Source organism: Archangium violaceum, assembly GCF_016859125.1.
GTDB classification, from domain to species: domain Bacteria; phylum Myxococcota; class Myxococcia; order Myxococcales; family Myxococcaceae; genus Archangium; species Archangium violaceum_A.
Window position 1 is genome coordinate 1,763,477 of sequence record NZ_CP069338.1, and the last position, 25,992, is coordinate 1,789,468.

General features: G+C 68.0%; 22 protein-coding genes. 8 read left to right on the forward strand and 14 right to left on the reverse strand.

Annotated elements, in window-relative coordinates; all coding sequences use genetic code 11:
• Positions 1 to 27 precede the first annotated feature (27 nt).
• A complete protein-coding gene (locus JQX13_RS07440; RefSeq protein WP_203408351.1) occupies positions 28 to 2,337 on the forward strand; it encodes a MopE-related protein in 2,310 nt (769 codons plus the stop codon).
• Between the two features lie 10 nt (positions 2,338 to 2,347).
• Here JQX13_RS07440 and JQX13_RS07445 read toward each other — a convergent pair whose 3' ends face one another.
• From JQX13_RS07445 to JQX13_RS07455, 3 genes are all read right to left on the reverse strand, one after another.
• Positions 2,348 to 3,121: a methyltransferase domain-containing protein gene (locus JQX13_RS07445; RefSeq protein WP_203408352.1), complete on the reverse strand. Its 774-nt coding sequence runs from the start codon at positions 3,119 to 3,121 to the stop codon at positions 2,348 to 2,350.
• Between the two features lie 155 nt (positions 3,122 to 3,276).
• Positions 3,277 to 4,044, reverse strand: a complete 768-nt coding sequence (locus tag JQX13_RS07450; RefSeq protein WP_203408353.1) for a hypothetical protein — start codon at positions 4,042 to 4,044, stop codon at positions 3,277 to 3,279.
• Between the two features lie 134 nt (positions 4,045 to 4,178).
• Positions 4,179 to 6,299 carry a PQQ-like beta-propeller repeat protein gene (locus JQX13_RS07455; RefSeq protein WP_203412653.1) on the reverse strand — a complete coding sequence of 707 codons (2,121 nt, stop codon included), beginning with the start codon at positions 6,297 to 6,299 and terminating at the stop codon, positions 4,179 to 4,181.
• Between the two features lie 137 nt (positions 6,300 to 6,436).
• On the opposite strand from JQX13_RS07455, the gene JQX13_RS07460 reads away from it, so the two are divergent.
• On the forward strand, positions 6,437 to 7,459 hold the full coding sequence (locus JQX13_RS07460; protein ID WP_203408354.1) for a hypothetical protein: 1,023 nt from the start codon (positions 6,437 to 6,439) through the stop codon (positions 7,457 to 7,459).
• An 18-nt stretch (positions 7,460 to 7,477) separates the two neighbouring features.
• Here JQX13_RS07460 and JQX13_RS07465 read toward each other — a convergent pair whose 3' ends face one another.
• The 7 genes from JQX13_RS07465 to JQX13_RS07495 form a co-directional block, all read right to left on the reverse strand.
• Positions 7,478 to 9,391 (reverse strand): serine/threonine protein kinase, encoded by a 1,914-nt coding sequence (locus JQX13_RS07465; RefSeq protein ID WP_343211070.1) that lies wholly within the window; start codon positions 9,389 to 9,391, stop codon positions 7,478 to 7,480.
• The gene (locus tag JQX13_RS07470) at positions 9,376 to 10,227 is read right to left on the reverse strand and encodes a DUF2381 family protein (RefSeq protein WP_203408356.1); all 852 of its coding nucleotides are present in this window, start codon (positions 10,225 to 10,227) and stop codon (positions 9,376 to 9,378) included. Before JQX13_RS07470 ends, JQX13_RS07465 begins: the two co-directional genes overlap by 16 nt.
• 140 nt (positions 10,228 to 10,367) lie before the next feature.
• Entirely contained in the window at positions 10,368 to 11,123 is a 756-nt protein-coding gene (locus JQX13_RS07475; RefSeq protein ID WP_203408357.1) for an ABC transporter ATP-binding protein, read from the reverse strand.
• Positions 11,120 to 11,971, reverse strand: coding sequence for an ABC transporter ATP-binding protein (locus tag JQX13_RS07480; RefSeq protein ID WP_203408358.1), 852 nt, complete (start codon positions 11,969 to 11,971; stop codon positions 11,120 to 11,122). Before JQX13_RS07480 ends, JQX13_RS07475 begins: the two co-directional genes overlap by 4 nt.
• The gene (locus tag JQX13_RS07485; protein WP_203408359.1) at positions 11,971 to 13,041 is read right to left on the reverse strand and encodes a branched-chain amino acid ABC transporter permease; all 1,071 of its coding nucleotides are present in this window, start codon (positions 13,039 to 13,041) and stop codon (positions 11,971 to 11,973) included. Before JQX13_RS07485 ends, JQX13_RS07480 begins: the two co-directional genes overlap by 1 nt.
• Before the next feature lie 8 nt (positions 13,042 to 13,049).
• Positions 13,050 to 13,979 (reverse strand): branched-chain amino acid ABC transporter permease, encoded by a 930-nt coding sequence (locus tag JQX13_RS07490; protein ID WP_203408360.1) that lies wholly within the window; start codon positions 13,977 to 13,979, stop codon positions 13,050 to 13,052.
• On the reverse strand, positions 13,979 to 15,175 hold the full coding sequence (locus tag JQX13_RS07495) for an ABC transporter substrate-binding protein (RefSeq protein ID WP_203408361.1): 1,197 nt from the start codon (positions 15,173 to 15,175) through the stop codon (positions 13,979 to 13,981). The genes JQX13_RS07490 and JQX13_RS07495 overlap by 1 nt, the downstream gene beginning before the upstream one ends.
• A 258-nt stretch (positions 15,176 to 15,433) precedes the next feature.
• Between JQX13_RS07495 and JQX13_RS07500 the strand changes: the two genes are divergently transcribed.
• Entirely contained in the window at positions 15,434 to 16,126 is a 693-nt protein-coding gene (locus JQX13_RS07500) for a hypothetical protein (RefSeq protein WP_203408362.1), read from the forward strand.
• Here the strand turns inward: JQX13_RS07500 and JQX13_RS07505 are convergent.
• The 4 genes from JQX13_RS07505 to JQX13_RS07520 form a co-directional block, all read right to left on the reverse strand.
• The gene (locus JQX13_RS07505) at positions 16,123 to 17,637 is read right to left on the reverse strand and encodes a serine/threonine-protein kinase (RefSeq protein WP_203408363.1); all 1,515 of its coding nucleotides are present in this window, start codon (positions 17,635 to 17,637) and stop codon (positions 16,123 to 16,125) included. The genes JQX13_RS07500 and JQX13_RS07505 overlap by 4 nt on opposite strands.
• A 45-nt stretch (positions 17,638 to 17,682) precedes the next feature.
• Positions 17,683 to 19,515 carry a molecular chaperone DnaK gene (gene dnaK, locus JQX13_RS07510; protein ID WP_203408364.1) on the reverse strand — a complete coding sequence of 611 codons (1,833 nt, stop codon included), beginning with the start codon at positions 19,513 to 19,515 and terminating at the stop codon, positions 17,683 to 17,685.
• Between the two features lie 6 nt (positions 19,516 to 19,521).
• On the reverse strand, positions 19,522 to 20,382 hold the full coding sequence (gene grpE, locus JQX13_RS07515) for a nucleotide exchange factor GrpE (RefSeq protein WP_203408365.1): 861 nt from the start codon (positions 20,380 to 20,382) through the stop codon (positions 19,522 to 19,524).
• Between the two features lie 105 nt (positions 20,383 to 20,487).
• The gene (locus tag JQX13_RS07520) at positions 20,488 to 21,000 is read right to left on the reverse strand and encodes a transcriptional regulator (RefSeq protein ID WP_203408366.1); all 513 of its coding nucleotides are present in this window, start codon (positions 20,998 to 21,000) and stop codon (positions 20,488 to 20,490) included.
• Positions 21,001 to 21,183: 183 nt separating this feature from the next.
• Here JQX13_RS07520 and JQX13_RS07525 point away from each other — a divergent pair, with 183 nt between their 5' ends.
• The 5 genes from JQX13_RS07525 (at position 21,184) to JQX13_RS53780 (ending at position 25,983) form a co-directional block, all read left to right on the forward strand.
• Positions 21,184 to 21,825, forward strand: a complete 642-nt coding sequence (locus JQX13_RS07525; protein ID WP_203408367.1) for a DUF4476 domain-containing protein — start codon at positions 21,184 to 21,186, stop codon at positions 21,823 to 21,825.
• An 18-nt stretch (positions 21,826 to 21,843) separates the two neighbouring features.
• Positions 21,844 to 23,304, forward strand: a complete 1,461-nt coding sequence (locus JQX13_RS07530; protein ID WP_203408368.1) for a putative Ig domain-containing protein — start codon at positions 21,844 to 21,846, stop codon at positions 23,302 to 23,304.
• A 140-nt stretch (positions 23,305 to 23,444) separates the two neighbouring features.
• On the forward strand, positions 23,445 to 24,314 hold the full coding sequence (locus JQX13_RS07535; RefSeq protein WP_203408369.1) for a DUF1206 domain-containing protein: 870 nt from the start codon (positions 23,445 to 23,447) through the stop codon (positions 24,312 to 24,314).
• A gap of 76 nt (positions 24,315 to 24,390) precedes the next feature.
• Positions 24,391 to 25,257 carry a DMT family transporter gene (locus tag JQX13_RS07540; RefSeq protein WP_203408370.1) on the forward strand — a complete coding sequence of 289 codons (867 nt, stop codon included), beginning with the start codon at positions 24,391 to 24,393 and terminating at the stop codon, positions 25,255 to 25,257.
• Positions 25,258 to 25,314: 57 nt separating this feature from the next.
• A complete protein-coding gene (locus JQX13_RS53780) occupies positions 25,315 to 25,983 on the forward strand; it encodes an alpha/beta hydrolase family protein (RefSeq protein ID WP_239014601.1) in 669 nt (222 codons plus the stop codon).
• The last annotated feature ends 9 nt before the right edge of the window (positions 25,984 to 25,992 follow it).

Sequence of the window (25,992 nt, forward strand, 5' to 3'; positions counted from 1 at the left end):
GACGAAACGAGGGCATAATGCGCGACCATGTTCCCGCGTGTTCCGCTCCTCGTTGGCGTTCTGGCCCTCCTCGGCACCGGCTGCCGCAACAATGACGGGGCGGTGAAGCTCACCGTCTCCTACGAAGGCTTCAAGCCCGGCTGCATCCGGGTGGCGGTGAAGGATGCACGGGGCGAGGGCGAGGCGCGCACGACGGAGCTCGTGGGCAAGGGAGAGGCCACCGGAGGCGCGGTGACGGTGGCCGCCTTCCGCGAGGCCAGCTGGAGCAACACCCTGACCCTCACCGCCGAGGCCTTCGAGAAGGCGTGCACGGGCAAGGGGGTGGTCACCTCCACCGAGACGGTGACGGTGGACAAGGGCGCCGTGGTCAACCTCGAGCTGAAGCTGGCGGCCGACGACAAGGACCAGGACGGCTACGTGTCCGAAGCCACCGGGGGCAGCGACTGCGACGATGACAGCATCGAAGTGAATCCGAGCGCGCAAGAGCTCTGCAACAACCGGGATGACAACTGCGACCGCAAGAGGGACGAGGGCTTCGAGGTGGGTGCCCGGTGTGACGCGGCTGGTGGCTGCAAGGGCGCCTGGACCTGCAATACCGAGGGCGCGCGCACCTGCGAGCAGAGGCCAGACATGTGGCGCCCCGATGAGGACAAGGATGGTCAGGGCTCGAAGGAGGGCCCAGGCCTCTCGGCTTGCAATCCGCCCGAGGGCTACGTGGGTAACAGCGACGACTGCGACGACACCAACGCGCAGCGCTACGTGGGCGCCACCGAGCTGTGCAACGAGGTGGATGACAACTGCGACGGCACCGCGGACGACGGGCTGCGCGTGGGAGAGAGCTGCACGGGTGAAGGCGACTGCACGGGCAAGCGCGTCTGCGCCCCGGATGGAAGCGTGGCGTGCGACAGCCCCAAGCCCACCACGCTGTACGCGGACAACGACCAGGACAGCCACGGCGCGCCTGACGCGGCGGTGACGAACTGCGGGCCCACCCGCCCCGGCTACGTGGCCATCGCGGACGACTGCGACGACACCCTGGCCAACGTGTACACCGGCGCGACGGAGCTCTGCGACGCGCTGGACAACAACTGCGACGGCACGAAGGACGAGGGGCTTGGCCTGGGCGAAAGCTGCGGCGAGGAGCTGGGCTGCACGGGCGCCAAGGCCTGCGCGGCGGACGGCAGCGTCCAGTGCGCCTACACCACCCCGCCCTCGACCTACTACCCGGACGAGGACCTCGACTCCCATGGGAAGACGGACGCGGGCGTCCTGACCTGCACGCCGAACACCGGGTACATCCTCCAAGCCGGTGACTGCAACGACGGCAACCCCTTCACGCACGCGGACGCGCGCGAGCTGTGCGACCAGGAGGACAACAACTGCGACGGCACGGAGGACGAGGGCGACGTGTGTCCCACGGGCGGCGGGAGCTGGGCGAGTTATTCAACGGGAAACGGAGATGACTGGCGCTCCGTGGCCGTCTGGGGCAATGGGGGCGTGTGGGTCACCGGAGGCACCAACCTCCTGCAGGTGCGCAAACCCGGGGAAACGACCTTCGTGACCCCCGAGGGGAAGTGCTCGGGAGTGTGGAATGCCGTCTGGGTGGATCCGCGAGATGGCAAGGCCCTACTCGGAGGGGATGATGCCATGTTGGGCAGCCACCTGCCTGGCGCCACGAGCTGCGACTACAACGGGGCCCATGCCACGGACACGGATGTGAGGGGCATCATCGGAGTGCCCGTGCCCGGCGGCGACTTCGACATCCACATCATCGGCAAGGACAAGCTCTATCCCTACAATGGGCGCGCGTTTCGCTTCGTCGACTTCAGCACCCCCCTCGAGGCCAAGGCTGTAGAGGACCAACTCTGGGATGCGCATGGCATCTCACGGGAGGTGCTCTTCGCGGTGGGCGGCCAGAACAGGCCCGAAATCGATGCGCGCATCTTCCGCTTCAATCCGAGCCAGAACACCTGGGTCGACGAGAACGTCCAGAGCATCTCGGGCATCGCGGACAAACGCCTCCTCGGTGTCTGGGTCGTGAACTCGCAGCTGGCCTATGCCGTCGGAGAGGGTTCCTCCATGCTCATGTGGAACGGCACCTCGTGGAATCCACACCCGGCGCCTGCCTCGGAGAGCCTGCGCTCGGTGCTCGCTTTCGGAAAGAACTCCATCTACGTCACCACCAGCAGCGGAAAGCTCTACCGGTACAACGGCAGTACCTGGAACGAGGCGTCCGGCGTGAGCACCGGGCAACCCCTCAACGACCTCGCCGGCACCAGCCCGGAGGACATCTGGGTGGTGGGTGACAAGGGGAAACGCTTCCACTGGCCGCAGTGAGCGTGGCGCCTCAGGGAGCGGAGGGGCGCACGGCCACGACGAAGCGCCGGCGGAACAGGAAGGGCGTGCCATGCGCGGCCGCCGGGTAGTCCTGACGCAGGAGAGGCCGCAGGGTATCGAGGAAGGCCTGGCCCTCCTCGGGGCCGAGCGCCGTGAGCACCGGCCGCAGCGTGGTGCCGAGCAGCCACTGCAGCACGGCGTCCTCACCTGGGAGCACGTGGAGGTAGGCCGTCTCCCAGGCATCCACGGAGAAGCCGAGCCGCGCGAGGTGGGCCTCGTAGAAGGCGAGTGGCTCCGCATGCCCGCGGCGCACGTTGGTGAGCGAGGGGGCGAAACGGGGGAGCGCCCGCACCTCGTCGATGCGCCGGTGCGAGGGCTCCTCGAAGTTGGCGGGAACCTGGAAGGCGAGCACCCCGCCCGGAGCGAGCAGCCCCACCAACCCCGAGAGCAGGGAGGCATGGCCGGGCAGCCAGTGCAGGGCGGCGTTGGAGACGAGCACGTCGAGCGGCGAGGAGGGCCGCCAGCGTGCGAGGTCGGCGAGCTCGAAGCGGACTCGCTCGGGGGCGGGGCGGCGGAGGGCCTCGGCGATCATCGACTCGGACGAGTCGACACCGGCGACATGGGCTCCGGGCCAGCGCTCGGCGAGGGTGAGGGTGAGGTCACCCGTGCCACAGCCGAGGTCGGCGACGAACCCGGGAGCGGACACCGGCACCCGCGCGAGCAGCTCGAAGAAGGGGCGCTTGCGCGCGTCTCGGAAGTGCTCGTACTGCTGGGGATCCCACATGAGGTGCCTCCGCGAGTCCTGGCCGCGCGAGGCGCCCTCGTGCGTTGCAGCGGGACGAAGAAGGTCTCGGCGGGGAGATTGCCCGGCGGATGAAGGCACCACTCCGGGCGACCGGGACACGCGAGCGCCGAGGCCCTGCGTGTCCCGGAGGAGAACTACCGGCGCGGCTTGGCGGGGGTACCGGCGTCGGTGGCGGTACCGGCATCACCAGCGGGGGTACCGGCGTCGGTGGCGGTACCGGCATCACCAGCGGGGGTACCGGCGTCACCGGCGGGGGTGCCACCGTCGGAGGCGGCGCTGGCCGGGGTGATGGCGGGCGGGGGGTTCACCAACTCGAGCGAGGAGAGGAACTGATCGGCCTGGGGAGCCCCGATGCTCGGGTTGTAGAGGACGAGCAGGGTGTAGAGGCGGGGGCCGACGAGGAAGTTGCGGGCGCGCACCTCACCGGAATCGGAGGAGACGGTGAACGACTTGCCAGGGTAGCCCTGGAGGGTGATGTCCTCCTCGGCCTTGATGGTGCCCTTGAGCTGGTTGACGAGGCCGGTCTTGCCCTCGTTGAGGAAGGCGGAGGCGGGGTTGGCGGCGACGACCTTCTCGGGGTAGTCGGCGGTGCTGATGGAGTAGAGGACGCCGTTGGGGTCGGAGATGGTCCAGGCGGCGGTCTGCACCTCACCACCGGGGATGGCGACCTTGCCGCGCTGGGGCTGGGGGTTACCGGGGAACATCACGGTGAAGCCCTCGGGAGCGGAGAGCTGCTGGAGCTGGACCTGAGGCATGGCCTCGTCGGTGGTGGTGGTCTCGTTGGGGACCTCCTCGACAGTGGAGGAACCACCGGCGGTGGTGGCGCCCTCCTTTGTCGCACAAGCGGCGCCAATCAGCGAAATGGTGACGAGGGCGGCGAACAGTCGGGACAGCGATGACATATGTGCGAGTCCTGAAGGTAGAGGGTGGATGAGGACGTCGGCGGACCCTAGACGAGTCCGCCGTCGGTCGCTACGTTCGAATATCGGGAGTGGCGGCTTTCGCGAGGTGCGAGAAACGAAGCCATCACGCCGCCTCAAGGGCACGAGGAGATGGGGGTGTCCGGGTTACCGGTGTTGCGCGAGTCGTGCTGGTACTTGGGCCACGGAGCCGAGGTGTCCAGCCCCCGACTATCCACGACGAAGGCGTGCAGCTTGCCGCCTACTGGTACGTAGAGCACACCGTGATTGCCGTCCACCAACGCACCCGAGGCATCGCGCGGGCAATCGAGCGTGGGAGAGGCGTCCACCGTGCCCAGGGCAGAAGCAAGGGTCCAGCGCGGAGAAAGCGCATCCGCGCTCCAGGCTCTGACGGTGCCGTTGGTCGTGACGGTGTAGACGTTCCCATTCACACCAACAACGGGGGTGGCTCGAATCGCCGGGCTGATCGATGCGGTCTGCACCGCACCATTGGTCAGATTGAGCCGGTTGAACTCGATACTTCCGGACGGCTCTGCGCCGAAGAAGACATTGTCAGCACTTCCTACGGCGAAACCGTAAACCCGTGAGGACCATGCTGAGCCCGCCGGATAAAGACGCGTGACATCCGCCGCACCGGCCTGAGAAATCTTGAATAGACCACCAGAAACAGAGTCAGAGCCAGCCGCCACGCTCATGATATCGGACCCAACCAAAGCCAAGCTGCGCGGTACCGTGGGAGGGTTCACTGGCCAGTTGCTCCGAGGGATGGGGGAACCAAAGGCATAGCTCGTGATCTTGAACTGGCCCGACACATCTCCAGAGAAAAAGATGTTGTCGTCCCGCATCACGATTGGAGTCCCTGCGGTCAGCACCGGAATCGGCTCTCCACTGGAAAGACGCTCAATCACAGGACAAGAAATGGAAGCGTTTGGCCTGATGCCAGCAATGACAGAAACTCCCGAGTTACCATTATAGACACTGACCGCAGTCTCGAGTTGGGCCGAGCTCGTCTTGCCAAGAGCCAATCCCCCTTCGAAGGCTCCATTCGAAGGCATGGAGCACTCCAGCAGCGTTCCACCATCACCACTCTGGAGCGCAGACAAAAACCCAGTGCTGTTACGATTTACCCCCACATAGATCGGCTCGGTGCCACCATCGGATGCACCTACGGCAGGACCACCAACCACCGCCCCCACCTCCGACTCCCACTTCAGTGTGCCATCAGGAGCCAGTGCGAACACTTTACCGCTCGTGTTCGCATTGGTACCCAAGTAGACGGTGCCCGTCGCTCCGATGCCAGGAACGGACTTGATAGTGCCCGCAGCTCCATCAAACACCCACTTCCAACGAGTGACATTGAAGGAATGTGAACTACTGCCGGTATTGCCCACCTTGTCCGCGCCGCTCACTTCAACCGTCATCGTGCCGCGGAAGGTATCGAACGGTGGCTCCCACAGCTTCACCTGGGCCACGCCACAGAAGCCCGCGTCACAGGGTTCGCTCTGCGCAAATGCGGTGACAGGACCTCCAGGCACCGTCCCTCCGTCCGTGCCCTGCAACACGACCGTGAGGGTGCTCGGGTCCAGGTTCGGCTCGTTCGTCCGAATCTCCACTGGCGCCACCTGATCGCGCCGCCACGCGGTCGCGAAGCCCGATGTCGGATCCGTGTACGTTGTCCTCTCTGTTGGAACGCCCGCGTCCGCTGGAGGCACCGTGACCAGGAAAGTGGGCGGAGTCGCATCCACCGCCAGGTTCACCGTGGTGCTCGGGCCCCCAGCCTCCGGGTGCGCCACCGTCAGGCGGAAAACCCCGTCCCCTGGCGGTGTCCACCTAGCGATGTAGACTCCCTCGTTCCTCTCGACCTGGACCAGCGTCCCGCTCGGTCCACCGTCACTCCGCACCACGCTGAAGTTCAAGGTCTCCGGGTAGTTCGGCGTGAACCCGGCACGCACGCTCAATTCGGCGCGCACCTCTACCTCACCCGCCTTCAACACCGAGCCATCACCCGGCTTCACCATCAGGTCCGTGTACAGAGGTCCACACGTGTTCGTGGCCACACAGGCTTCGTACGGTGCACAGGGCGTATCGCATACGATCTTGAAGCACAGGTGCGTGCCCTGATCGCACGTGCCACCTTCCGGACAATCACTGTCCGTCTCGCACACACGAAGCGGTTGGGTGCATCCCGAGAGCGCCCCCAGCAGCAGCACTGTTCCGAGCACCTTGCGCAGCATCACGTCACCTCTCCAAACCCTTTGACGGCCCTGCCTTGGTGGATAGCATGGGCCCCCTACGCACGGAAGGTTGCGCTCCCTCGGCCATCTCCACCCGATGACCGGTTCCGCGAAACCTGTCCCTTCACGCGGGGTCAACTGTGAAACATCCTTCCTCCTCGCGACCCACCCTCCTCGCGCTCGCTCTGCTGCTCGCTCCCGCCGCCCAGGCGATGGAGCCCGCCGCCGCCCCGACCTCCGCGCAGACGGACCTCGTCGCCCTGCACCCGTGCGCCATCGTCGGCGAGAAGAACAAGGACAAGATCTCCGACTACCAGACCGCCTGCGCCACGGAGATCGCCCGCGGCGACGTGCAGCTCGTGCCGTCCGAGCAGGTCCGCTCCTTCCTCGACAAGGAGCCCAGGAAGTCGTGCGCGCGGCCCAAGAAGCCCTCCGAGTGCCTCGGCAGGCTCGCCACCGCCACCCAGGCCAGTCGCGCCGTCCTCATCACCGTCAACCCCGGGCAGCTCACGCGCGTCTCCGGCCTCGTGGTGAACCCCGGAGGTGAAATCGTCGACCAGAAGAGCATCCAGATCCGCAGCCGCGGCCAGCCGCAGGAGGAGCTCCTTCGCACCGCCCTCACCCGCCTGCGCGAGCAGCTCAACTTCGTCCCCCTGAAGATCACCCCCCTCGTCGAACAGCCGGCTCCCCCTCCCCTCGTGGCCACGCCCCCGCCCGCGCAGGGGCCCGCCACGGGCACGGCGCAGGCAGAGCCGCCCAGGACCTCCGTCCCACCGGAGGCCCTCGGCATGTCCCAGGAGGCTCCGCGCACCGGACGCACCTGGAAGACCCCCGCGGCCTATGGCTCCGCGGGGGCTGGCGTCGTGGCGCTCGGCCTCGCGGGCTTCTTCGCCATCTCGAGCAACAGCGACATGGCCAAGTCCAACGAGTTCTACAAGGACAACACCTACCCGACCTACAACCAGCTCGGAGAGATCGTCGCGCTCCGTGAAAAGGCCAGCAACAAACGCACTGTCGCTGGGGTGAGCGCGGGCGTGGGCGCGGTACTCGTCGGAGCGGGCGCCTACCTCTGGCTCAATGACCGGCCCGCCGCGCCCGCTCCAGGTGTCGCCGCGCTCTCGGTGGGGCCCCAGGGCGTGAGCGTCCTCGGTTTCCTGCCCTGAAGCCCCAACGCGGACGCGCTACTCGGACTCGAAGCGCCGGACCACCATGATCGGAACCTCCCGGGCAATCTCCACGGTCCCGGGCTCCTTGGTGCCCCAGAGCTTCGACAGGCCCGGCTCCCGCTCGAAAGCAGAGCCAAGCGCGAAGCACACGGGGATGCTCTCTCCTCCCGGCAGCTTCGCGCGATCGTAGTGCCCGATGATCCGCGCACCACTCACCCAGAGATGGCCGTACACCAATGTCCCTGGAGGAATACGGTGGAAGCCTTCGTGCAGCACGCTTACCAGGGGGCCATCGCGGAAGGTCGCAACTTCGGACCCGCTACCTGGACGATTGACGTCGAGCACCAGGAACTGCGCATCGTCAAAGGTAACGCCCAGCTTGCGCATGGCCTCGTACGCCGCATCGGGACACTCCCGCTCCGGGGGTCGTGCAGGAACCCCGGCACAAGCCGAGAGAACCAGGCCGGCGGCGGCCGCCACCGCGCACCTCTCCAGGAGATGCCCCACCTGCTTCACCGCGGTGGAATCTTCAATCAGCTGTTCCTGCGACCGGGCACTACGAACCTTCTCTGTATTCACGGGTTGACCATCCTTCGTGGGAGACACCTGGGAAGCAGCGCGTGACAGCGCCATTTCACGAGTGGACCACACAAGGCCCGTGAGGCAGGCGATGGCCAGCAGCCCCCACGCGGCTCTCCTGCCCGACCTTCCGGAGCCTGATGCCGAGGAAGCGGATGGCGCTGGCGTGGTGGGCGCGGGAAGGCGAGGACGCTTGCGCAACCCCTTCTTCTTCCGCTGCTCCCACCGGTACTCACGCCGCTGAGCGGCGGCATGCATGAGTGCGACCTCATGCCCGGGCGCGATGGGTCCCAGGGGGTTCGTCTCCTCCGTTGTCCGCGAGTCCGGAGAAGGACCATCGTCCCAGTCGAAAAGGAAACCATCCCACTGGCCATCTCCATCCGCCATGGCCGCCTGGATGGCTGCGTATACTGCCTCCGCACTCGCACCGCGTTCCTCCGGCCTTTTCGACAACAGACGCATGGCCAATTCGCTCGCGGAACGTGGCACACGAGGATTGAGCAGCATCGGCGCGGTGGGTTCATCCTCCTCGATGCGCTCGTAGAGGATGGGCTGGGGAAGCTCGGGGGAGAAGGGGTACTCGTCCGTCAGCAGTCGGTAGAGGATGACTCCCAATGCGTAGAGCTCATCCGCAATCGTGAAGCGATAGCGGGCATCAGGCGGGTTCTCATCGTTCAGCAGGAAGCGCACCGCCTGCGCACTGCGATAATGAGCGGTGCCTGGCGGCAACACCGTCCCGGTGAGGGTGGATGCACCCTCGTAGTCCCCCACTCCGAAATCCAGTAGCACTGGCTGTCCGTTCGGCTCGCGAACGAGAACGTTGGTGCACTTCAAGTCCCGATGAAACACTCCGGACCCGTGCACGGCACGAAGGGTCAGCGCCAACACGCCCACCAGCCCCACCACCTCTCGCGCTGTCCGGTTGCGGAAGGCCGACCAGCCGTAGAGGTCCAGACCTGGGATGTACTCCAACACCAGGTAAGGCACGCCCTGGTGTTCCCCATGCCCGAGACACCGCACTACATGGGAGTGCACGACTCGGCGCAGGATGTCCCCTTCCCGGAGCAGCCTCCGCCTCGCTTGTGGATCCTCGACCTTCGTCCGGCCCACGGCGAACTTCAGCGCCGCGAGCCTCTTCACCCCCCCAGCCGATACCCGCCGCGCGTCCTCCGCGAGATACACCACCCCGTAACCGCCCTGACCCAACCACCGCAGGATTCGCCAGGAGCCCACGCACATTCCCGCCTGCAACCAGCGCGGAAACGCCTCGTCTACGAATCGTGTCTCTGGAATCACGGGAAGCGGCGATGACGAACAGGATGAGCGCCCTCCCATCAACGCCCTTCCCATTCCAGCCGCACGCCTCGACCTGCCTCGCTCTCTCGAACCACCAGGCGAAAGGCCGCGGCCTCTTTGTCGATTGGCCACTCCATGACGACCCAGCCGCGCTCTCCCGGCATCAACCGCGAGACGCGCATGCGCGCTGATAGCGCCACGGGCTTTGAACCGAGCGACTCGCTCGACAACCACACCACCCGAGGTATCCAAGGAGCCGCCCCCTCGGGATTACGGAATGCAATGGCAAGCACCCGCTGCTCGCCCATCCGGTACATCCAAGGTCTCTCCGCCTCCACACCCTCGGCGATGAGCGAAGCAGAAGCTGGTGCACCAATGATGCTCTTCCCCAGTGCCACCGAGCCCGACAACAGCAGCTTCACGAGGTCCGGTTGCTCGCTCGGCTCCGTCGGCGCCATCACCTGCGCGAGCTTCTCCGGGAGCACCACCCTCACCTGCGCATCCACCTCGGACGGATGTGGCACGAGCACCAGCACCGCGCGCACCACGGCAGCACCGCCCCGAGTGACCGTCACCCAGAGCCGCACCCGCTCGCCCTCCGCCAGTTCCACCAGGGGCTCGAGCACCACCACCCGCCCCTCCGCACCCAACAGGCGGACGCGCTCGGGCGCTTCCACCTTCACGGAACCGGGCACCAGCCCCGACTCGAAGGCCAGCGTGGTCAGGAAGCCCGGGTGCACGCGCAGCTCCGCTGACTCCTCGGGCCCCTCTCGCAGCACCACCTCACGCGCCTTCAATCCCCTCGCCGTCTCCGGCTCGGGTCTCGCCCACACCTCGACCGCCACCAGCACCGCCAGCACCGGCACCCGCCGGAGAAAAGCTGGAAACACGTGACCTCCCTGGTCACCGGATGCTAGCAGTCTTCTCCCGTCAGGTCAGCGCGTGTGCCTCGGGCGTCCAGGTATCAAGCCAATACCCTCACCCCGACCCTCTCCCAGAGGGAGAGGGAGGGGCGTCCGGAGGGGGTCCCCTACTCGCCGAGGTAGGCCTTGCGGATCTCCGGGCTCTCCAGCAGCGCCCTGCCCGGACCCGCCATCACCACCTCGCCCGTCTCCAGCACGTAGCCGTAATGGGCGAAGTTCAACGCCAGGTGCGCGTTCTGCTCCACCAGCAGGATGCTCACCCCCGAGGCGTTCACGTCCTTCAGGTTGCGGAAGATCGTCTCCGTCACCTGCGGCGCCAGCCCCAGCGACGGCTCGTCGAGCAACAGCAGCTTGGGCCGGCTCAGCAGCGCGCGGGCAATCGCCAGCATCTGCTGCTCGCCTCCCGACAGCGTCCCCGCCAGCTGCTTGCGTCTGTCCTTCAGCCGCGGGAAGAGCGTGTAGCTCTTCTCCATGTCCGCCGCGATGCCCTCCGCGTCATTGCGCAGGTAGGCACCCAGCTCCAGGTTCTCCAGCACCGTCAGGTTGGGGAAGATGCCCCGGCCCTCGGGCGCGTGCGCCATGCCGCGCGGCACCAGCGTGTGCGCCTTCGCTCCCGTCGTGTCCTCGCCCCCGAAGGTGATGCGCCCACCCACCGGCTTGAGCATCCCGCTCACCGCGCGCAGCGTGCTCGTCTTCCCCGCTCCGTTGGCGCCGATGAGCGCCACCACCTCGCCCTTGCCCACCTTCAGCGTCACGCCCTTGAGCGCCTGGATGGCCCCATAGGACACCTTCACCCCGTCCACCGACAGCAGCGGCGGGAACTCCTGGCGCTCGCCCAGCAGTTGCACCTGCGCCTCGCTCACGCCGCGCCTCCCTGCGACTCCAGGTAGCTGTCACCCAGGTACGCCTCGATGACCTTCCGGTCGTTGCGCACCTCGGCCGGCGCGCCCCGGGCGATCGTCTCGCCGTGGTCCAGCACCGTGATCTTCTCGCAGATGCCCATCACGAGCTTCATGTCGTGCTCGATGACCAGGATGCCCAGGTCGAAGTCGTCCCGGAGCTTGCGGATGAGCACCATCAGGTCCGCCTTCTCGCGGGTGTTCATGCCCGCCGCCGGCTCGTCCAGGAGCAGCACCTTGGGCCGCGTGCCCAACGCGCGGGCGATCTCCAGCCGCCGCTGCTCGCCGTAGGGCAGGTTGCGCGCCTCCTCGTCGCGCCGGTGCGCCAGCCCCATCACCTCCAGCAGGCGCTCGGCCTGCTCGGTCAGGTCGCGCTCCTCGGCCTGGAAGCCCGGCGTCAGCATCAGCGCCCGCCACCAGTCGCGATAGTTCCTCATCGCCCCGCGGAACTTCACGCCCAGGCCCACGCCGTCGGGATTGAGCGCGCCCTGCGCCCGGCACGCCACCTTCACGTTGTCCAGCGCCGTCAGGGCGCGGAACAGGCGGATGTTCTGGAAGGTGCGCGCCAGTCCCAGGTGGTTGATTTGATGCGGCAGCCACCCGTTCACGCGCTGCCCGGCCACGCGCACCTCGCCCTCGGTGGGCCGGTACACGCCCGTCAGCACGTTGAACGCGGTCGTCTTGCCCGCGCCATTGGGGCCGATGAGCCCCTGCAGGTCTCCCTTGTGGATGGCGAGGTTGAAGTCCGAGAGCGCCTTGAGGCCCCCGAACTGGATGCTCACCCCCACCGCCTCGAGCAACGGCCCGCTCATCACATCCCCTTCCGGCGACGAGGAATCCACCGCGGGATGACCTCCCACAGCTCCCGCGTGCCGAGCAATCCCTGCGGGCGCGACAGCATCAGCACCACCAGCATCAAGCCGTACACCGGCATGCGGATCTGATCGACCTGCTGCGCCAGGCTGCCCCCGGTGCCGAAGGTGGTGAAGAGCGAGCGCAGCCCCTCGGGCAGCAGCGTGAGGAACACCGCCGCCACGATGGCGCCCGTGGTCGAGCCCAGCCCCCCCAGCACCACCATCACGACGATCTCCATCGACTTCACGAAGGTGAAGGAGCCCGGGTTGATGATGGGGACGAAGTGCGCGAACAGCGCGCCGGCCACGCCCGCGAAGAAGGACGAGATGACGAAGGCGCGCACCTTGTAGCCCGTGGTGTTGACGCCCATGGCCTCGGCGGCCACCTCGTCCTCGCGGATGGCCCACAGGCTGCGGCCATGGCTCGAGCCCGCGATGCGGCGCGCCACCAGCACCACGAGGAACACCCAGAAGCCCACCATGGCCACCGAGGACGTCTGGGGGATGCCGCTCAACCCCAGCGCCCGCCCGAAGGCCTCGGTGTTCGTCACCGCCACGCGGATGATCTCCCCGAAGCCCAGCGTCACGATGGCCAGGTAGTCACCGCGCAGGCGCAGGCTGGGCAGGCCCACCAGGAAGCCCGCGGTGGCCGCGGCGATACCGCCCACCAGCAGCGCCACCAGCAGGAACACCTGGTCGCTCACCGCCACGGGGAGGAAGGAGATGGCCACGTCCTTGAGCGCCAGCGACGTCACGCCGGAGAGGTAGGCCCCCACCGCCATGAAGCCCGCGTGGCCGATGGAGAACTGGCCCGTCATCCCGTTCACGATGTTGAGGCTCACCGCGAGGATGACGTTCACCCCCATGATGGAGAGCAGGTAGGTGGCGAACGGCGAGTCGCTCAGCAGCCACTCCAGCAGGAGCAGCACGGGCAGGGCGACCAGGACGGGGAAGATGCCGCGAAGGGAGGCGGGAACCATGGAGGTGGGATTCCCTGGCTTGGAGGAAACGACGGCGGCGGTATCCATGCGCGGCGTCAGACCTTCTCCGCCGCGACACGGCCGAACAGACCGCCGGGCCGGACGAGCAGCACGAGGATGAGGAAGCCGAAGGCCACCGCGTCACGCCAGGTACTCGCCGCGTAGCCCACCACGAACTCCTCCACCAGCCCCAGCAGCAGGCCGCCCACCATGGCTCCCGGCACGTTGCCGATGCCACCGATGACCGCCGCCACGAAGGCCTTCAGGCCCACGTACAGGCCCATCAGCGGGCTCACCGACGTGTCCTTGATGGCGTACAGCAGACCCGCCCCCGCGGCCAGCGCGCTGCCAATCATGAACGTCAGCGAGATGACCCGGTCGGTGGGGATGCCCATGAGCGCCGCCACGCGGTGGTCGAAGGAGACCGCCCGCATCGCCCGCCCGAAGCGCGTGCGGTAGACGAGGTACTGCAGGCCCACCATCAGCCCCACCGCCAACATCAGGGAGATGACCTGCCAGTTCCACAGCACCACGTCCGGGAACTCGGGGTCTCCGACGGTGAACCACTGCGCCGGCTTGATGATTTGAGGGAAGGCGCGCGGCGCCGAGCCCGGCAGGAAGCCGATGTCCAGCTGGAAGCCGTACGAGAGCGCGAACGAGATGCCGATGGCCGTGATGAGCGCGGTGAGCCGGGGCTTGTCGCGCAGCGGCCGGTAGGCGAAGCGCTCGATGAGGAACCCCATGAGCGCGCAACCCGCCATGGCCACCAGGAAGATGACCAGCACCCCCCAGGGGGTGCTCTGCGTCTGACGCCCGAGCAGGAAGGCCGTCGAGTAGCCCATGTACACGCCAACCATCATCACGTCGCCGTGGGCGAAGTTGATGAGCTTGAGCACGCCGTACACCATCGTGTAGCCGAGCGCGACGAGCGCGTAGATGGTGCCCGCGGCGATGCCGTTGATGAGGTGCTGGAGGAGCTGGGCCATTACGGATTGATGGTGGTGACGAACTGGGCCTTGCCGTCGCCGACCTTGAGGATCGCCGCCGACTTCACCGCGTTGCGGTTCTTGTCCAGCGAGATGGTGCCGGCCACTCCCTGGAAGTCCTGGGTCTGGGCAATGGCATCACGGATGGCCGGGCCGCTCAAATCCCTGGCCCGCTCGATGGCGGCGATCGCCACCCTGGCCGCGTCATAACCGAGCGCCGCCAGCGCGTCCGGCACGCTGCCGTAGGCCGCCTTGTACTGCGCGATGAACTTCTGCACGTGCGGCTCCGGGTTCTCCGGCGAGTAGTGGTTGGAGAAGTAGCTGCCATCCAGCGCGTTGCCCGCGAGCTCGAACAGCTTCTCCGAGTCCCAGCCATCGCCGCCCATCAGCGGCACCATCAGGCCCAGCTCGCGCGCCTGGCGGGCGATGATGCCCACATCGCTGTAGTAGCCCGGCACGTAGATGGCCTGCGGCTTCGTCTTCTTGATGGCGGTGAGCTGCGCGCGGAAGTCCGTGTCGCCCTGGGAGTAGCTCTCCAGGGTGGTGATCTTCCCGCCCAACTCCGTGAACTTGCCCTGGAACACGTCCGTGAGGCCGATGGAGTAGGCGCTCTTGTTGTCCTGGAGGATGGCGACCTGCTCCGCCTTGAGGTGCTCGCGGGCGAACTTCGCCATCACGAATCCCTGGAAGGGGTCGATGAAGCAGATGCGGAAGATGTATTCACCCTTCTCCGTGACGGAGGGGTTGGTGGAGGCGGGCGTGATCATCGGCACCCCGGCCGACTGGGCCTTCTCCGCCATGGCCAGGGAGTTGGACGAGGCCACATCGCCGAGGATGATCACCACCTTGTCCTGGGTGATGAGGCGCGTGGTCGCCTGGGCGGCCTCCTCGGGCTTGCTCTGGTTGTCGTAGACGCGCACGGCGATCTTCTTGCCCTTCACCCCACCGGCGTCGTTGGCCTGCTTGATGGCCAGCTCGATACCATTGCGGGTGGACACGCCAAAGGTGGCCTGGGCGCCGGTGAGGCTTCCCACCTGTCCGAGCAGGATGGTGTTCGAGTCGGCGGGAGCACCCCCGGCGGCCGCCGGCTGGGCAGCCTGGCCGCCCTCACCGGAAGGAGCGGGTTGGGACTTCTTCTCGCAGCCGGCCGCGAACAGCGCGAACGCGGTGAGGAGCATCGGAGCGAAACGGCGCATGCGGAGCAGCCTCCAGGGGACAGGGCTACGGCAAAGCCCCGGTTTTCTATGGGGATGCGAAAGAGGGGTCAAGCTCGCAACACCTCGTCAGGAAGGACCCCGGACTTTTTTCCACCCCAAGCATCAAGTTCGGCCCCCCCTCGTTCTCCAGCAGGGCCGCCGGGCCGTCAGGCCTTCCCCACCTCGAACCGCGAGGCTGCCCTCCCCTCCCCGGGGCCCCCACCTTTGCGCGAGAAGAACATCCACGAGGAGACAGCCATGTATCAGCGCGGAGACCTCAAGGAAGGCATGACGGTCCGCAGCATCGACGGACACAAGCTCGGCAAGGTGTATGCCGTCGGTGATACGGAGTTCCACATCGAGAAGGGGCTCTTCTTCCCCAAGGACTACTCCGTCCGGTACGCGGAGATCAGTGACATCCGGGACGGGGAGATCATCCTGGCCCACGGCAAGGAGAGCCTGCGCTCGTTCTCCGACGAGGAGCCCCATGGCTCCAACACCAGCCCGGGCACCCGCACCCGGGCCTCGGACGCCGCGTGGCTGAACGCGGGCGAGCGCACCGGGGCGCCCCTGGGCCACGAGCAGCGCACACAGGACCTGGGCAACCAGGAGATCGGGCCGTACAACACCGAGGGCGCCCGGGCCAGCCCGATCCTCACCGAGGAAGACCGGGCCCGCGGCGTGGGCATCCCCGTCCACCGCGAGGGGGTGGACCGGCCCGTCATGCGCGCCTCCTCCGAGGACACCGTGGTGGGCACGCCCCTGCGCGCCGAGCAGGAGTCGGCCCGCTCCCGGGTGATGTTGTCGGACAAGGATCTCCCCATCGTCCACGATGAGCTCTACGAGGCGGAGGAGGCCCACCGCAGGGAGAGCCGCGACTCCACCGTGGAGGGCACGCGCAAGCTGGACCTCAGCGGCGAGACCGACCCGGCGAACAAGCGCGGCTTCTAGCGACCCGTCCTGTCCGGCGCGGCGGCACGCAGCCGCGTCGGCGCGGGGGAGGTGCTCGCCGAGCTCCCCGAGGAGAGGTGGACACGCTCCAGGCGCTCGAAGCCGCGCAGGCGCTCGGGGAAGTGCATGGCCATGAGCCGCCCCACCTCCCCTTCACGCGCCGGGGGACAGGCCTCCGCCAGCGCCTCCGCCATCTGGAGCGCGCTGGCGAAGCGGTGCTCCGGATGCTTCGAGAGCGCCACCTCCAGCACCTCCCATACCGGCAGCGACATGGAGCTCGGCCGGCCCAGCCGGTCATCGCAGATGGCGTGCATGGACTCGAGCTCGTCCCCGCGATCGAACGCGCGCACACCGGTGAACGCCTCGTAGAGGATGAGGCCCATGGAGAAGAGGTCGCTGCGCGCGTCCAGGCGGCTGCCCCTCGCCTGCTCGGGCGACATGTAGAGCGGCTTGCCCTTCACGATGCCCGGCAGCGTCACCGTGCGCTGGGCTCGCGCCTTGGCCACGCCGAAGTCCAGCACCTTCACCCGTCCGTCGAAGCCCACCATCAGGTTGTGCGGCGACAAGTCCCGGTGCACCAGGTTCAGCGGTACCCCGTCCTCGCCTCGCGCCAGGTGGGCCGCGTGCAGCCCGTGCAGCGCCTGCACCACGATGGCCACCGTCACGGCCGGCGAGGGCTTCGTGGTCTTCAACAGCCGGTCGAAGTCCACTCCACGCACCAGCTCCATCACCAGGTAGTAGGCGCCCTGCGACTCGCCGAAGTCGTAGAAGGTGACGAGGTTGGGGTGCGACAGCCGCAGCCCGATGCGGGCCTCGTCCAGGAACTGCTTCACGATGTCGGGGTCCGAGGACAGGTGCGGAAGAATCCGCTTGAGCGCCACCAGCCGCCCGAGCCCTTCGGGTCCTCGCGTGCGCGCCACCAGCACCTGCGCCATGCCGCCCGTCCCCAGGGGAGTCACCAGCTCGTAGCGGCCGATGCGGCCACGCGGCCCCGTGACCGGGTCATCCACGGGAGCCATGTCGTCCAGCCGCTCCAGCACGCTCCGGCCGTCGGTCAGCGCCAGGAAGGCCAGCACCGCGTTGTCGAGCTGATCCCCGATGGCCTCCACCAGCTTCATCACCAGCCGGCCGCCGTCATCGAAGCACCCCTCCACCACCAGCCCCAGCGTGCCCATCTCCAGCTTGCCGAGCGCCAGGGGGGCGCAGAAGAGCATCCGCCCATCGGGCAGGCGGCGAGGGCCCTTCCAGCTCGCGGCCTCGAACACGTCCACGGCGAGCTGACCCAACACCCGGGTGAGCACGGGACCCGAGGAGCCCCGGAGGCAGACGAAGCCCGCCGAGGCATGCACCAGCCGCGCACACTGGGTGAGGAAGACATCCACCGCCGCATCCAGGTCGAGGCCCCGCTCCAGGCAGTCCTCGAGGATGTCATCGGCCATCCGCACCACGGCGGTCAGGCCGCGCAGGAAGGCGACTTCGGCGTCGAGCGAGGGGAATTCCACGGTGCCCATTGAACACCGGGAAGGCGGGCCTCGGGAAGAGGCCCGTACCGGACATCAGGAGCCCGACTTCGACTGGTCCGCGTAGAGGGCGTCCGCGATGCGGTAGGCGCTCGTCTCCAGCTGCTGGTAGGCCTCCTTGATGGCGGATGGATCCGAGCCCTTGAGCAGTTCCTTGAGCCGGTCCACGTCGGCCTTGATCTCCGCGAGGTCCTTCTCCTGGAGCACGTTGCCGTACTCCTCCAGGCTCTTCTCGGTGGTGTAGATGAGCGAGTCGGAGTTGTTGCGCAGCTCGGCCAGCTCCTTCTTCACCTTGTCGCTGGACTGGTTGGCCTGGGCGTCGGAGATCATCGCCTGGATCTCCGCCTCGGAGAGGCCGGAGTTGCCCACCACGCGCACCTGCTGGACCTTGCCGGTGCCCAGGTCCTTGGCGCTCACGTGCACGATGCCGTTGGCGTCGATGTCGAAGGAGACCTCGATCTGCGGCACGCCGCGGGGCGCCGGGGGGATGCCCACCAGCTCGAAGCGGGCCAGCGTCTTGTTGTCCGCCGCCATCTCGCGCTCGCCCTGGAGCACGTGGACGGACACGAGCGGCTGGTTGTCCACCGCGGTGGAGAACACCTGGCCCTTCTTGCAGGGGATGGTGGTGTTCTTGTCGATGATCTTCGTGAAGACACCGCCGGCCGTCTCCACGCCCAGCGACAGCGGCGTCACGTCCAGCAGGAGGACGTCCTTCACCTCGCCCTTGAGCACGCCACCCTGGATGGCCGCGCCCACGGCGACGACCTCGTCCGGGTTGATGCCCTTGTGCGGCTCCTTGCCGAAGAACTCCTTCACCTTCTGCTGCACCGCCGGCATGCGCGTCATGCCACCCACCAGCAGCACCTGGTGGATCTGCTGCGCGGTGACACCGGCGTCCTTGAGCGCGATGCGGCACGGCTCGATGGAGCGCTCCACCAGGTCGGCCACCAGCGCCTCGAAGGTGCTGCGCTCGACCGTCTCGGTGAGGTGCTTGGGGCCCGTGGCGTCCGCGGTGATGAAGGGGAGGTTGACCTCCGTCTCCGTCGCGCTGGACAGCTCGTGCTTGGCGCGCTCGGCGGCCTCCTTCAGGCGCTGCAGCGCCATGCGGTCCTTGCGCAGGTCCAGGCCGTTGTTCTGCTCGGCGAAGCGTTTGGCCAGGAAGTCGATGAGGCGCTGGTCGAAGTCCTCACCGCCGAGGAAGGTGTCGCCGTTGGTGCTCTTGACCTCGAAGACGCCCGAGCTGAGCTCCAGGATGGAGATATCGAACGTGCCACCGCCCAGGTCGTAGACGGCGATGCGCTCGGCGGTGGTGTTGCCCACCTTGTCCAGGCCGTAGGCGAGCGCCGCGGCCGTGGGCTCGTTGATGATGCGCAGCACGTTGAGGCCGGCGATGCGGCCCGCGTCCTTGGTGGCCTGGCGCTGGCTGTCGTTGAAGTAGGCGGGGACGGTGATGACCGCCTCGGTGACGGGCTCGCCGAGGTAGTCCTCCGCCGTCTGCTTCATCTTCATCAGCACGATGGCGCTGATCTCCGGCGGGCTGTAGCCCTTGCCGCGGATCTCCACCCAGGCGTCCCCGTTGGGACTGGGCGCCACCCGGAAGGGGCTCACGCTGATGGCCTTCTTGGCCTCGGGCGAGTCGAACTTGCGGCCGATGAGCCGCTTGACGGCGAACACCGTGTTCTCCGGGTTGGTGATGGCCTGCCGCTTGGCAATCTGGCCCACCAGCCGCTCCCCGGACTCGGTGAAGCCCACCATCGACGGAGTGGTGCGGCTACCCTCGCTATTGGGGATGACCACCGGCTCGCCGCCCTCCATGACGGCGACACACGAGTTCGTCGTCCCCAGATCGATTCCAATCACCTTGCCCATGGCGTCCTACTCGCTCCCCTTGGGAGTGGTTCCGGTCTGTTCGTCAGAAGTTGTCGCCGGCGCGCGTGCCACCACGACCAGCGCGGGCCGCATGAGCCGCTCGTTGAGCGTGTAGCCGCGCACGGCCTCGTAGAGGACGTGGCCCGCGGGCACCTCGGCGCTCTCCACCTGCTGCATGGCCTCGTGCAGGCGCGGGTCGAACGGCTGGCCAACGGCGGAGAAGCCCTTCACGCCGTGCTTGCCGAACGTGCTCTCGAAGAGCTTGCGCGTCATCTCCACGCCCGTGCGCAGGCTCTCGAAGTCGGCGGACTTCTGGGCCGCCTCCATCGCGCGGTCCAGGTTGTCGATCACCGGGAGGAAGTCCTTGAGCAGGCGCTCGGAGCCGAACTTCTGGATCTCCTCCTTCTCCTTCTGGGCGCGCTTCTTGTAGTTCTCCAGGTCGGCCGTGGCGCGCAGGGCCCGCTCGTGGCTCTCCTTGAGGCGCTCCATCGTCTCGCGGCTCTTGGACTGGCTGAGCTCGAGCTGCGCGCGAGCCTCCTCCAGCTCACGGCGCGCCTGCTCCAGCTGCTGGCGCACCTCGCCCAGCTCGCGATGGGACTCATGCAGCGCGGCCCGGAGCGCGCTGGCGCCCGACTCGGCCTCGGCCTCGGACACGGCTTCCCCGAAGACGGACGCGGGAACGTCCACCTCCAGGGTCAACCCGCCCTCCGGCAGGTCCACTTCCAACGTCCTCATGCCCTCGGGCACCCCCTCGTCCTCCGGTGGGGGTTGGGCCCGACGCTCGACGCTCTTCAACGCAGCGTCGATGACGTCCTGGGAGATATCTGCCTGGATGCTGCCCTTCTCGTCACGGTTCGAGCCGGCCACGGGCGCACTATGTCATGGGGCGGGGGTCGATCCAACGTCCCGGGTGGCCGGCTCCGGGCCGCTCATGTGCCCCCTCTGGAGGTTTCCAGAGCGGATGGATGGCCGTCAGGACGTGGGACGGGCGGGCTTCTTGCGGCCGATGGACTTCTGGGTGCCCGTCCTGGCCGCCGCCTTCTTCGCGGGCGTCTTCGCGGGGGCCTTGGCCGCCGTCTTCTTGCGGCCGATGGACTTCTGGGTGCCCGTCCTGGCCGCCGCCTTCTTCGCGGCGCGGGGCTGGGGCTCGGGCTCCGGCGTCTGGGCGGTGGAGCGGGTGGGGGCGGCTGGCGGAGGCTGGGGCTCGGCCGACGTGGGGACCTCCCGGTTGTCGAAGGTCTTCTCGATGGTCTCCTCCACGTGACGAGCGGCCGTCTCCAGGCGCTCCGCCGCCTGCTTGCCGGTCGCGACCGCCCAGGTGCGCAGGTTCTCCAGGCCCTCCTTCACCTTGGCCTGCTTGGCGGGATCCTTCACCTCCACCAGTAGCTTCTGCGCCTCGGTCCTGAGCTCATCACCGGTGCGCTTCAGCTCCTCGCCGGTGCGCTTGATGAAGTCCATCAACTGCTTGTCCCATTTCGCGGCCATTGGTCTCTCTCTCTCCGTCACGGACAGTGCGAGCCGTCTGGCTCGGCCGAACGGGGCTATAGTGCGCCCCCCATCCGGCGAGCGAATGCCCTTCCATCTGACTGCACGCCCGCCCCACACGCAAAACAATCTTCACCCCTGGAGAGACGGATGAGAGCGGTATTGATTGCCATAGTAACCCTGTTGACGGTCCCAGCCCTGGCCCAAGGCACCAGCGCGGATGCGCAACCCACCGCCCTGATCCCGCCCATGCCGGGCCGTCCGTCCCACGGCCACCCCGGCCCCCCGGGCCGTCCGCCCACGCAGGGCACCCCCGTGGTGGTGGACCGCGACGCGCTGATGCAGCAGCTCTCCAGCATCAACGAGAAGCTCGCCATCGCCACGGGCCGGGCGAAGAAGGACAAGCAGCTGCAGAAGCTGCTCGACGGCGCGCGCGCGGAGCTCAAGGAGACGGGCCGCCAGGTGTCGAACGCCCCGCTGGCGCAGACTCCGCGCCCCCCCCCCGCGCCCCCGCCGCCGCAGCCCACGGTGCATCCCATCTCCGACGCCATGCTGCGCTCGCTGACGACGGCCATCCGCAACGAGCCCTTCGCGGATGACCAGCTCAACGTGCTGGGGGAGGCGACGTCCACCCAGTACTTCCTGGTGTCCCAGGCGCAGCAGATTCTCCGCCTCTTCAGCTTCTCCAGCGACCGGCTGAAGGCCATGCGCATGCTGCGCCCGCGCCTGCTGGACCTGGACAACGGCTTCAAGCTGTACGAGGCCTTCGACTATTCCAGCGACAAGGATGAGCTCAAGCGCATCCTCGCGACGCAGACGCCGTAGCCCCGAGCCCGACCTCCCATGCCCTCCGTCCGTCTGTTGGGGACGCTCGCCGTCCTCGCACTCGTCGCCGCCTGCAACGGCTCACCGACACCCGAGCCCGAAGCGCTCCGGTTGCCCGACCTGGAGCTGCTGGAGACCACGGAGGGCGTACCCTACGAGGTGAGCCTCGGTGCCACCGGGGGTACCCCGCCGCTGCGGCACTCGCTGGAGAAGCTACCGCCCGGCTTCACCTTCTACATGAACGACGGCCTGCTGCGGGGCCCAGCCGAGGCGCCGGGCCAGTACACCTTCACGGTGCAGGTGAGGGACACCGAGGGCGCCGTGGCCACGCGGACGTACCGGCTGCTCGTCCACTCCGCGCCGACCGTCAGCACCACCCTGCTCGCCTCCGCCACCGTGGGCGCGCCGTACGAAGCCCAGCTCGAGGTCAATGGTGGCAAGGGGCCCATGCGCTGGGCCATGGTGGGCGGGACTCTGCCCGCGGGACTCTCCCTGAACGAGGACGGCCGGCTCACGGGCATTCCGGAGGCGTCGGGCACCTACGCCCCCGCCGTGCGCGCGCAGGACGTGCATGGGGCACAGGCGTCGAGGACCCTCAGCCTGAGTGTCCACCCAGCGGGACAGCAGGGCTTCAACGTGGGGAACTGGAACCTGGCGTGGTTCGGCGACCCGACCCGAAGCCCCTCGGACGATGCATTGCAGCTCGACAACGTGCGGAGGGTCATGCTCAGCGCCGGTGCCGACTTCTGGGGCCTGCAGGAGCTGGTGGACGCCACGGAGTTCAACGCGCTCAAGCAGTCGCTCGGCTACGACGGCTTCATGGCCAATGACGACTCGCGCGTCCCGAACGGCTCCTACTTCTACTCGGACGACGAGCAGAAGGTCGGCATCCTCTTCCGCCCGGACGTGGTCAGCGTGCGGGCCGCGCAGGTCATCCTGACCTCGAACGACTACTACTTCGCCGGACGGCCGCCGCTGCGCGTGGACCTGCGCATCACGCAGAACGGAGTGAGCGTGGACCTGGTGGCCATCGTGCTGCACATGAAGGCCCAGACGGAGTCCGGCACGAGCTCCTACTACCGTCGCCAGAACGCGGCCCTGGTGCTCGAGAGCTACCTGGAGACGCAGCTGCCGAACACGCCGTTCATCGTGCTCGGCGACTGGAACGATGATGTGGACCAGTCCATCGTCGCCTCGAACGGCGCCTTCCTGCCGACCCCCTTCCAGAACTTCCTGGATGACCCGGCGCACTACACCTTCGTCACCCAGCCCTTGTCGCTCGCGGGCCAGCGCAGCACGGTGAGCTACGCGGACTTCATCGACCACCAGCTCATCAGCGACGAGCTGCGGACGAACCACGTGAGCAGCTCGACCCGCGTCCTGCGCCCGGACCTCGACATCCCCATCCCCTCGTACAAGAGCACCACCACGGACCACTACCCGGTGCTCAGCCGCTTCGCGTTCGGCGCCACTCCGTAGCAACCCCTGACGCATGGCCCGGGGACCATGCGGCCGGGCAGGCGCTCCCTGAAACGCGCCGCCGCGTGTGCCTACCTTCCGCGAAACGCACCGCACTGCCGGACAATGGCTCCGGCCCCGCGGTACGAAGGGAGGGGTCCATGACGAACGACATCGGCCGGAAGGCGTCGGAGTTGAAGCGGCAGGGAGACAGGCTCGGGGCGGAGACGATGCACAACCCCTGGACGGAACGGCTGGCCCGCCTGGGCTATCTGGCCAAGGGCGTGGTGTACGCGGTGATTGGCGTGCTCGCGCTCCAGGTCGCCATCGGCTCTGGCGGAAAGACGACCGATACCCACGGGGCTCTGGCCACGCTGGCCCAGGGCACCTGGGGCAAGGCCCTGCTCGCGGTGGTGGCGGTGGGCCTGGTGGGCTACGTCCTCTGGCGCGTGGTGCAGGCCTGGATGGACCCGGACGGCAAGGGCACCGGTGCCAAGGGGCTCGTCGTGCGAGCCGGCTATCTCATCAGCGCCGGCATCTACAGCGCGCTCGCGGTGGCCGCCTTCCGGTTGGTGCTCGGCACCGGAGGCGCCGGCTCACATGGGGACCAGAGTGCTCAGTCGTGGACGGCCCGGTTGATGGAGAAACCCTTCGGGCAGGCCCTGGTCGCCGTCGTGGGGCTCGTCATCGCCGGCATGGGCGGCTGGCAGATCTACAAGGCGTGGAAGGAGAAGTTCCGCAGGAAGCTCCGGCTGGACGAGCTGCGCCCCCAACAGGCCGAGTGGGCCGTGCGCATCTCCAAGCTGGGCATCCTCGCTCGCGGCCTGGTCTTCGTGCTGATGGGCCTGTTCCTCGTCCAGGCGGCACTCACCGCCAATCCCCGGCGGGCCCACGGGCTGGATGGAGCCCTCGAGTCGCTCGCGTCCCAGCCCTACGGAGCGGTGCTGCTGGGGCTGACCGCCGCGGGCCTCGTCGCCTACGCCGTCTACATGGCCGTCGAGGCCCGGTACCGGCGCTTCCTGGGTGCCTAGCCGCTCCATCTGCATGTAACCGCGCCACGGTGGCATTCCCCCGGTGAGCGGCATATGAGTCCACCGCGCGCGTCCCATGCTCCGCTCCCGTCTCTACCTCCTCGCCGCCGCCGTGCTCTGGTCCACGGCTGGCGCCGCCGTGAAGCTCTCCAGCCTGTCGGCGTGGCAGCTCGCCTCCGGCCGCTCCCTCATCGCGGCCCTGGTGCTCGCGCTCGCCATCCCCGCCGGCCGCCGGCTCCCGTCCCGGCGAGGGCTCGCGGCGTCGGTGGCCTACGCCGCCACCGTGGTGTCGTTCATCATCGCCAACAAGCTCACCACCTCCGCCAACGCCATCTTCCTGCAGGACACCGCGCCGCTCTACGTGCTGCTCCTGTCCCCACTCCTGCTGCGCGAGCGCCCCTCGCGCAGTGAGCTGGCCGCCGTGCCCGTGTTCCTGCTCGGGTTGAGCCTCTTCTTCCTCGATCAGCTCAACCCCGGGCAGTTCTGGGGCAACGTGATCGCGCTGGGCTCGGGCCTCGCCTTCGCCCTATGCATCCTCGGGCTGCGCGCCGTGGGCGACGAGGGCTCCTCGGTGCTCGTGTGGGGCAACCTCATCGCCGGCGTCAGCGTCCTGCTGCCCGCGCTCGATGGCCCCAAGCCCACCCCAGTCGACATCGGGCTGCTCGTCTTCCTCGGCGTGTTCCAGCTCGGCATGGCCTACTCCCTCTTCCAGCGCGGCCTGCGCGAGACGCCCGCGGTGGAGGCCTCGCTCCTCATCCTGCTCGAGCCGGTGCTCAACCCCGTGTGGGCCTTCCTCTTCGCCGGAGAGCGGCCCGGCCCCTGGGCGCTCGTGGGCGGCACCATCATCCTGCTGGCCACCGCATGGCGCACGCTGCTGGGTGGCAAGGCGGGCAAGGCATCTCCAACCGGGCATGAGGCGGTGCGCGAGGGAGCCCAGGGTTGAGGGAGCCCAGGGTTGATGTGCCTCGGGCCCCGCCCATGGTCTACAAAGGGGCCCGACATGAAAAGGCTCGTCCCTCTCGTCTGCTCACTGCTGCTGTCGTGTACGAAACCCACCACCGCTCCCACGACTCCGGTGGATGCCGGTGAGCCCGTGACCTCTCGCGGCACGGAGGCCGCCATCCCTGACGCGGGCTCCGCCACTCCGGACGCGGGGACCTCCGCTACCGCGCGGACGGATGCCGGAACCCAAGGAGCGCCCACCGCTCGCTGCTCGGCGAGCGACCTCAGCCCCGAGCCGAAGCCCACCCAGCCGCCCGTGCCCGAAGCGGTCGACTCGATGCGCCGTCGCATCATGGCCGCCGCCGTGGCCTGCGACTACGAAGGCCTCGCCGCCCTCACCCGCGAGAAGGGCATGGCCTTCAAGGCCAGCTTCGGTGACGTGACGGACGTGGCCGGCTACTGGCACGAGCTCGAGACGAGCCGCGGACAGCCGGTGCTCGCTCAAATGGTGAAGCTGCTCAACCTCCCCTACGCCAGACTCGGCGACCTCTACGTCTGGCCGTCCGTGCATCGCGAGAACGCGACAGACGCGGACTGGAAGGCCGTCGAGGCGGTGTACCCGCCCGAGCAGCTCGCCCAGATGCGCCAGGCGGGGACGGGCTACCTGGGCCTGCGCCTCGGCATCCTGTCCAACGGACACTGGCAGTTCGCCCTCGCCGGAGACTGAGACGCGGGC

Coding starts and splice junctions, on each gene's coding strand:
- JQX13_RS07440 (WP_203408351.1), top strand. CDS start 28: ATGTTCCCGCGTGTTCCGCTCCTCGTTGGCGTTCTGGCCCTCCTCGGC.
- JQX13_RS07445 (WP_203408352.1), bottom strand. CDS start 3,121: ATGTGGGATCCCCAGCAGTACGAGCACTTCCGAGACGCGCGCAAGCGC.
- JQX13_RS07450 (WP_203408353.1), bottom strand. CDS start 4,044: ATGTCATCGCTGTCCCGACTGTTCGCCGCCCTCGTCACCATTTCGCTG.
- JQX13_RS07465 (WP_343211070.1), bottom strand. CDS start 9,391: ATGGGAAGGGCGTTGATGGGAGGGCGCTCATCCTGTTCGTCATCGCCG.
- JQX13_RS07480 (WP_203408358.1), bottom strand. CDS start 11,971: ATGAGCGGGCCGTTGCTCGAGGCGGTGGGGGTGAGCATCCAGTTCGGG.
- JQX13_RS07485 (WP_203408359.1), bottom strand. CDS start 13,041: ATGGATACCGCCGCCGTCGTTTCCTCCAAGCCAGGGAATCCCACCTCC.
- JQX13_RS07490 (WP_203408360.1), bottom strand. CDS start 13,979: ATGGCCCAGCTCCTCCAGCACCTCATCAACGGCATCGCCGCGGGCACC.
- JQX13_RS07495 (WP_203408361.1), bottom strand. CDS start 15,175: ATGCGCCGTTTCGCTCCGATGCTCCTCACCGCGTTCGCGCTGTTCGCG.
- JQX13_RS07500 (WP_203408362.1), top strand. CDS start 15,434: ATGTATCAGCGCGGAGACCTCAAGGAAGGCATGACGGTCCGCAGCATC.
- JQX13_RS07505 (WP_203408363.1), bottom strand. CDS start 17,637: ATGGGCACCGTGGAATTCCCCTCGCTCGACGCCGAAGTCGCCTTCCTG.
- dnaK (WP_203408364.1), bottom strand. CDS start 19,515: ATGGGCAAGGTGATTGGAATCGATCTGGGGACGACGAACTCGTGTGTC.
- JQX13_RS07520 (WP_203408366.1), bottom strand. CDS start 21,000: ATGGCCGCGAAATGGGACAAGCAGTTGATGGACTTCATCAAGCGCACC.
- JQX13_RS07530 (WP_203408368.1), top strand. CDS start 21,844: ATGCCCTCCGTCCGTCTGTTGGGGACGCTCGCCGTCCTCGCACTCGTC.
- JQX13_RS07535 (WP_203408369.1), top strand. CDS start 23,445: ATGACGAACGACATCGGCCGGAAGGCGTCGGAGTTGAAGCGGCAGGGA.
- JQX13_RS07540 (WP_203408370.1), top strand. CDS start 24,391: ATGCTCCGCTCCCGTCTCTACCTCCTCGCCGCCGCCGTGCTCTGGTCC.
- JQX13_RS53780 (WP_239014601.1), top strand. CDS start 25,315: ATGAAAAGGCTCGTCCCTCTCGTCTGCTCACTGCTGCTGTCGTGTACG.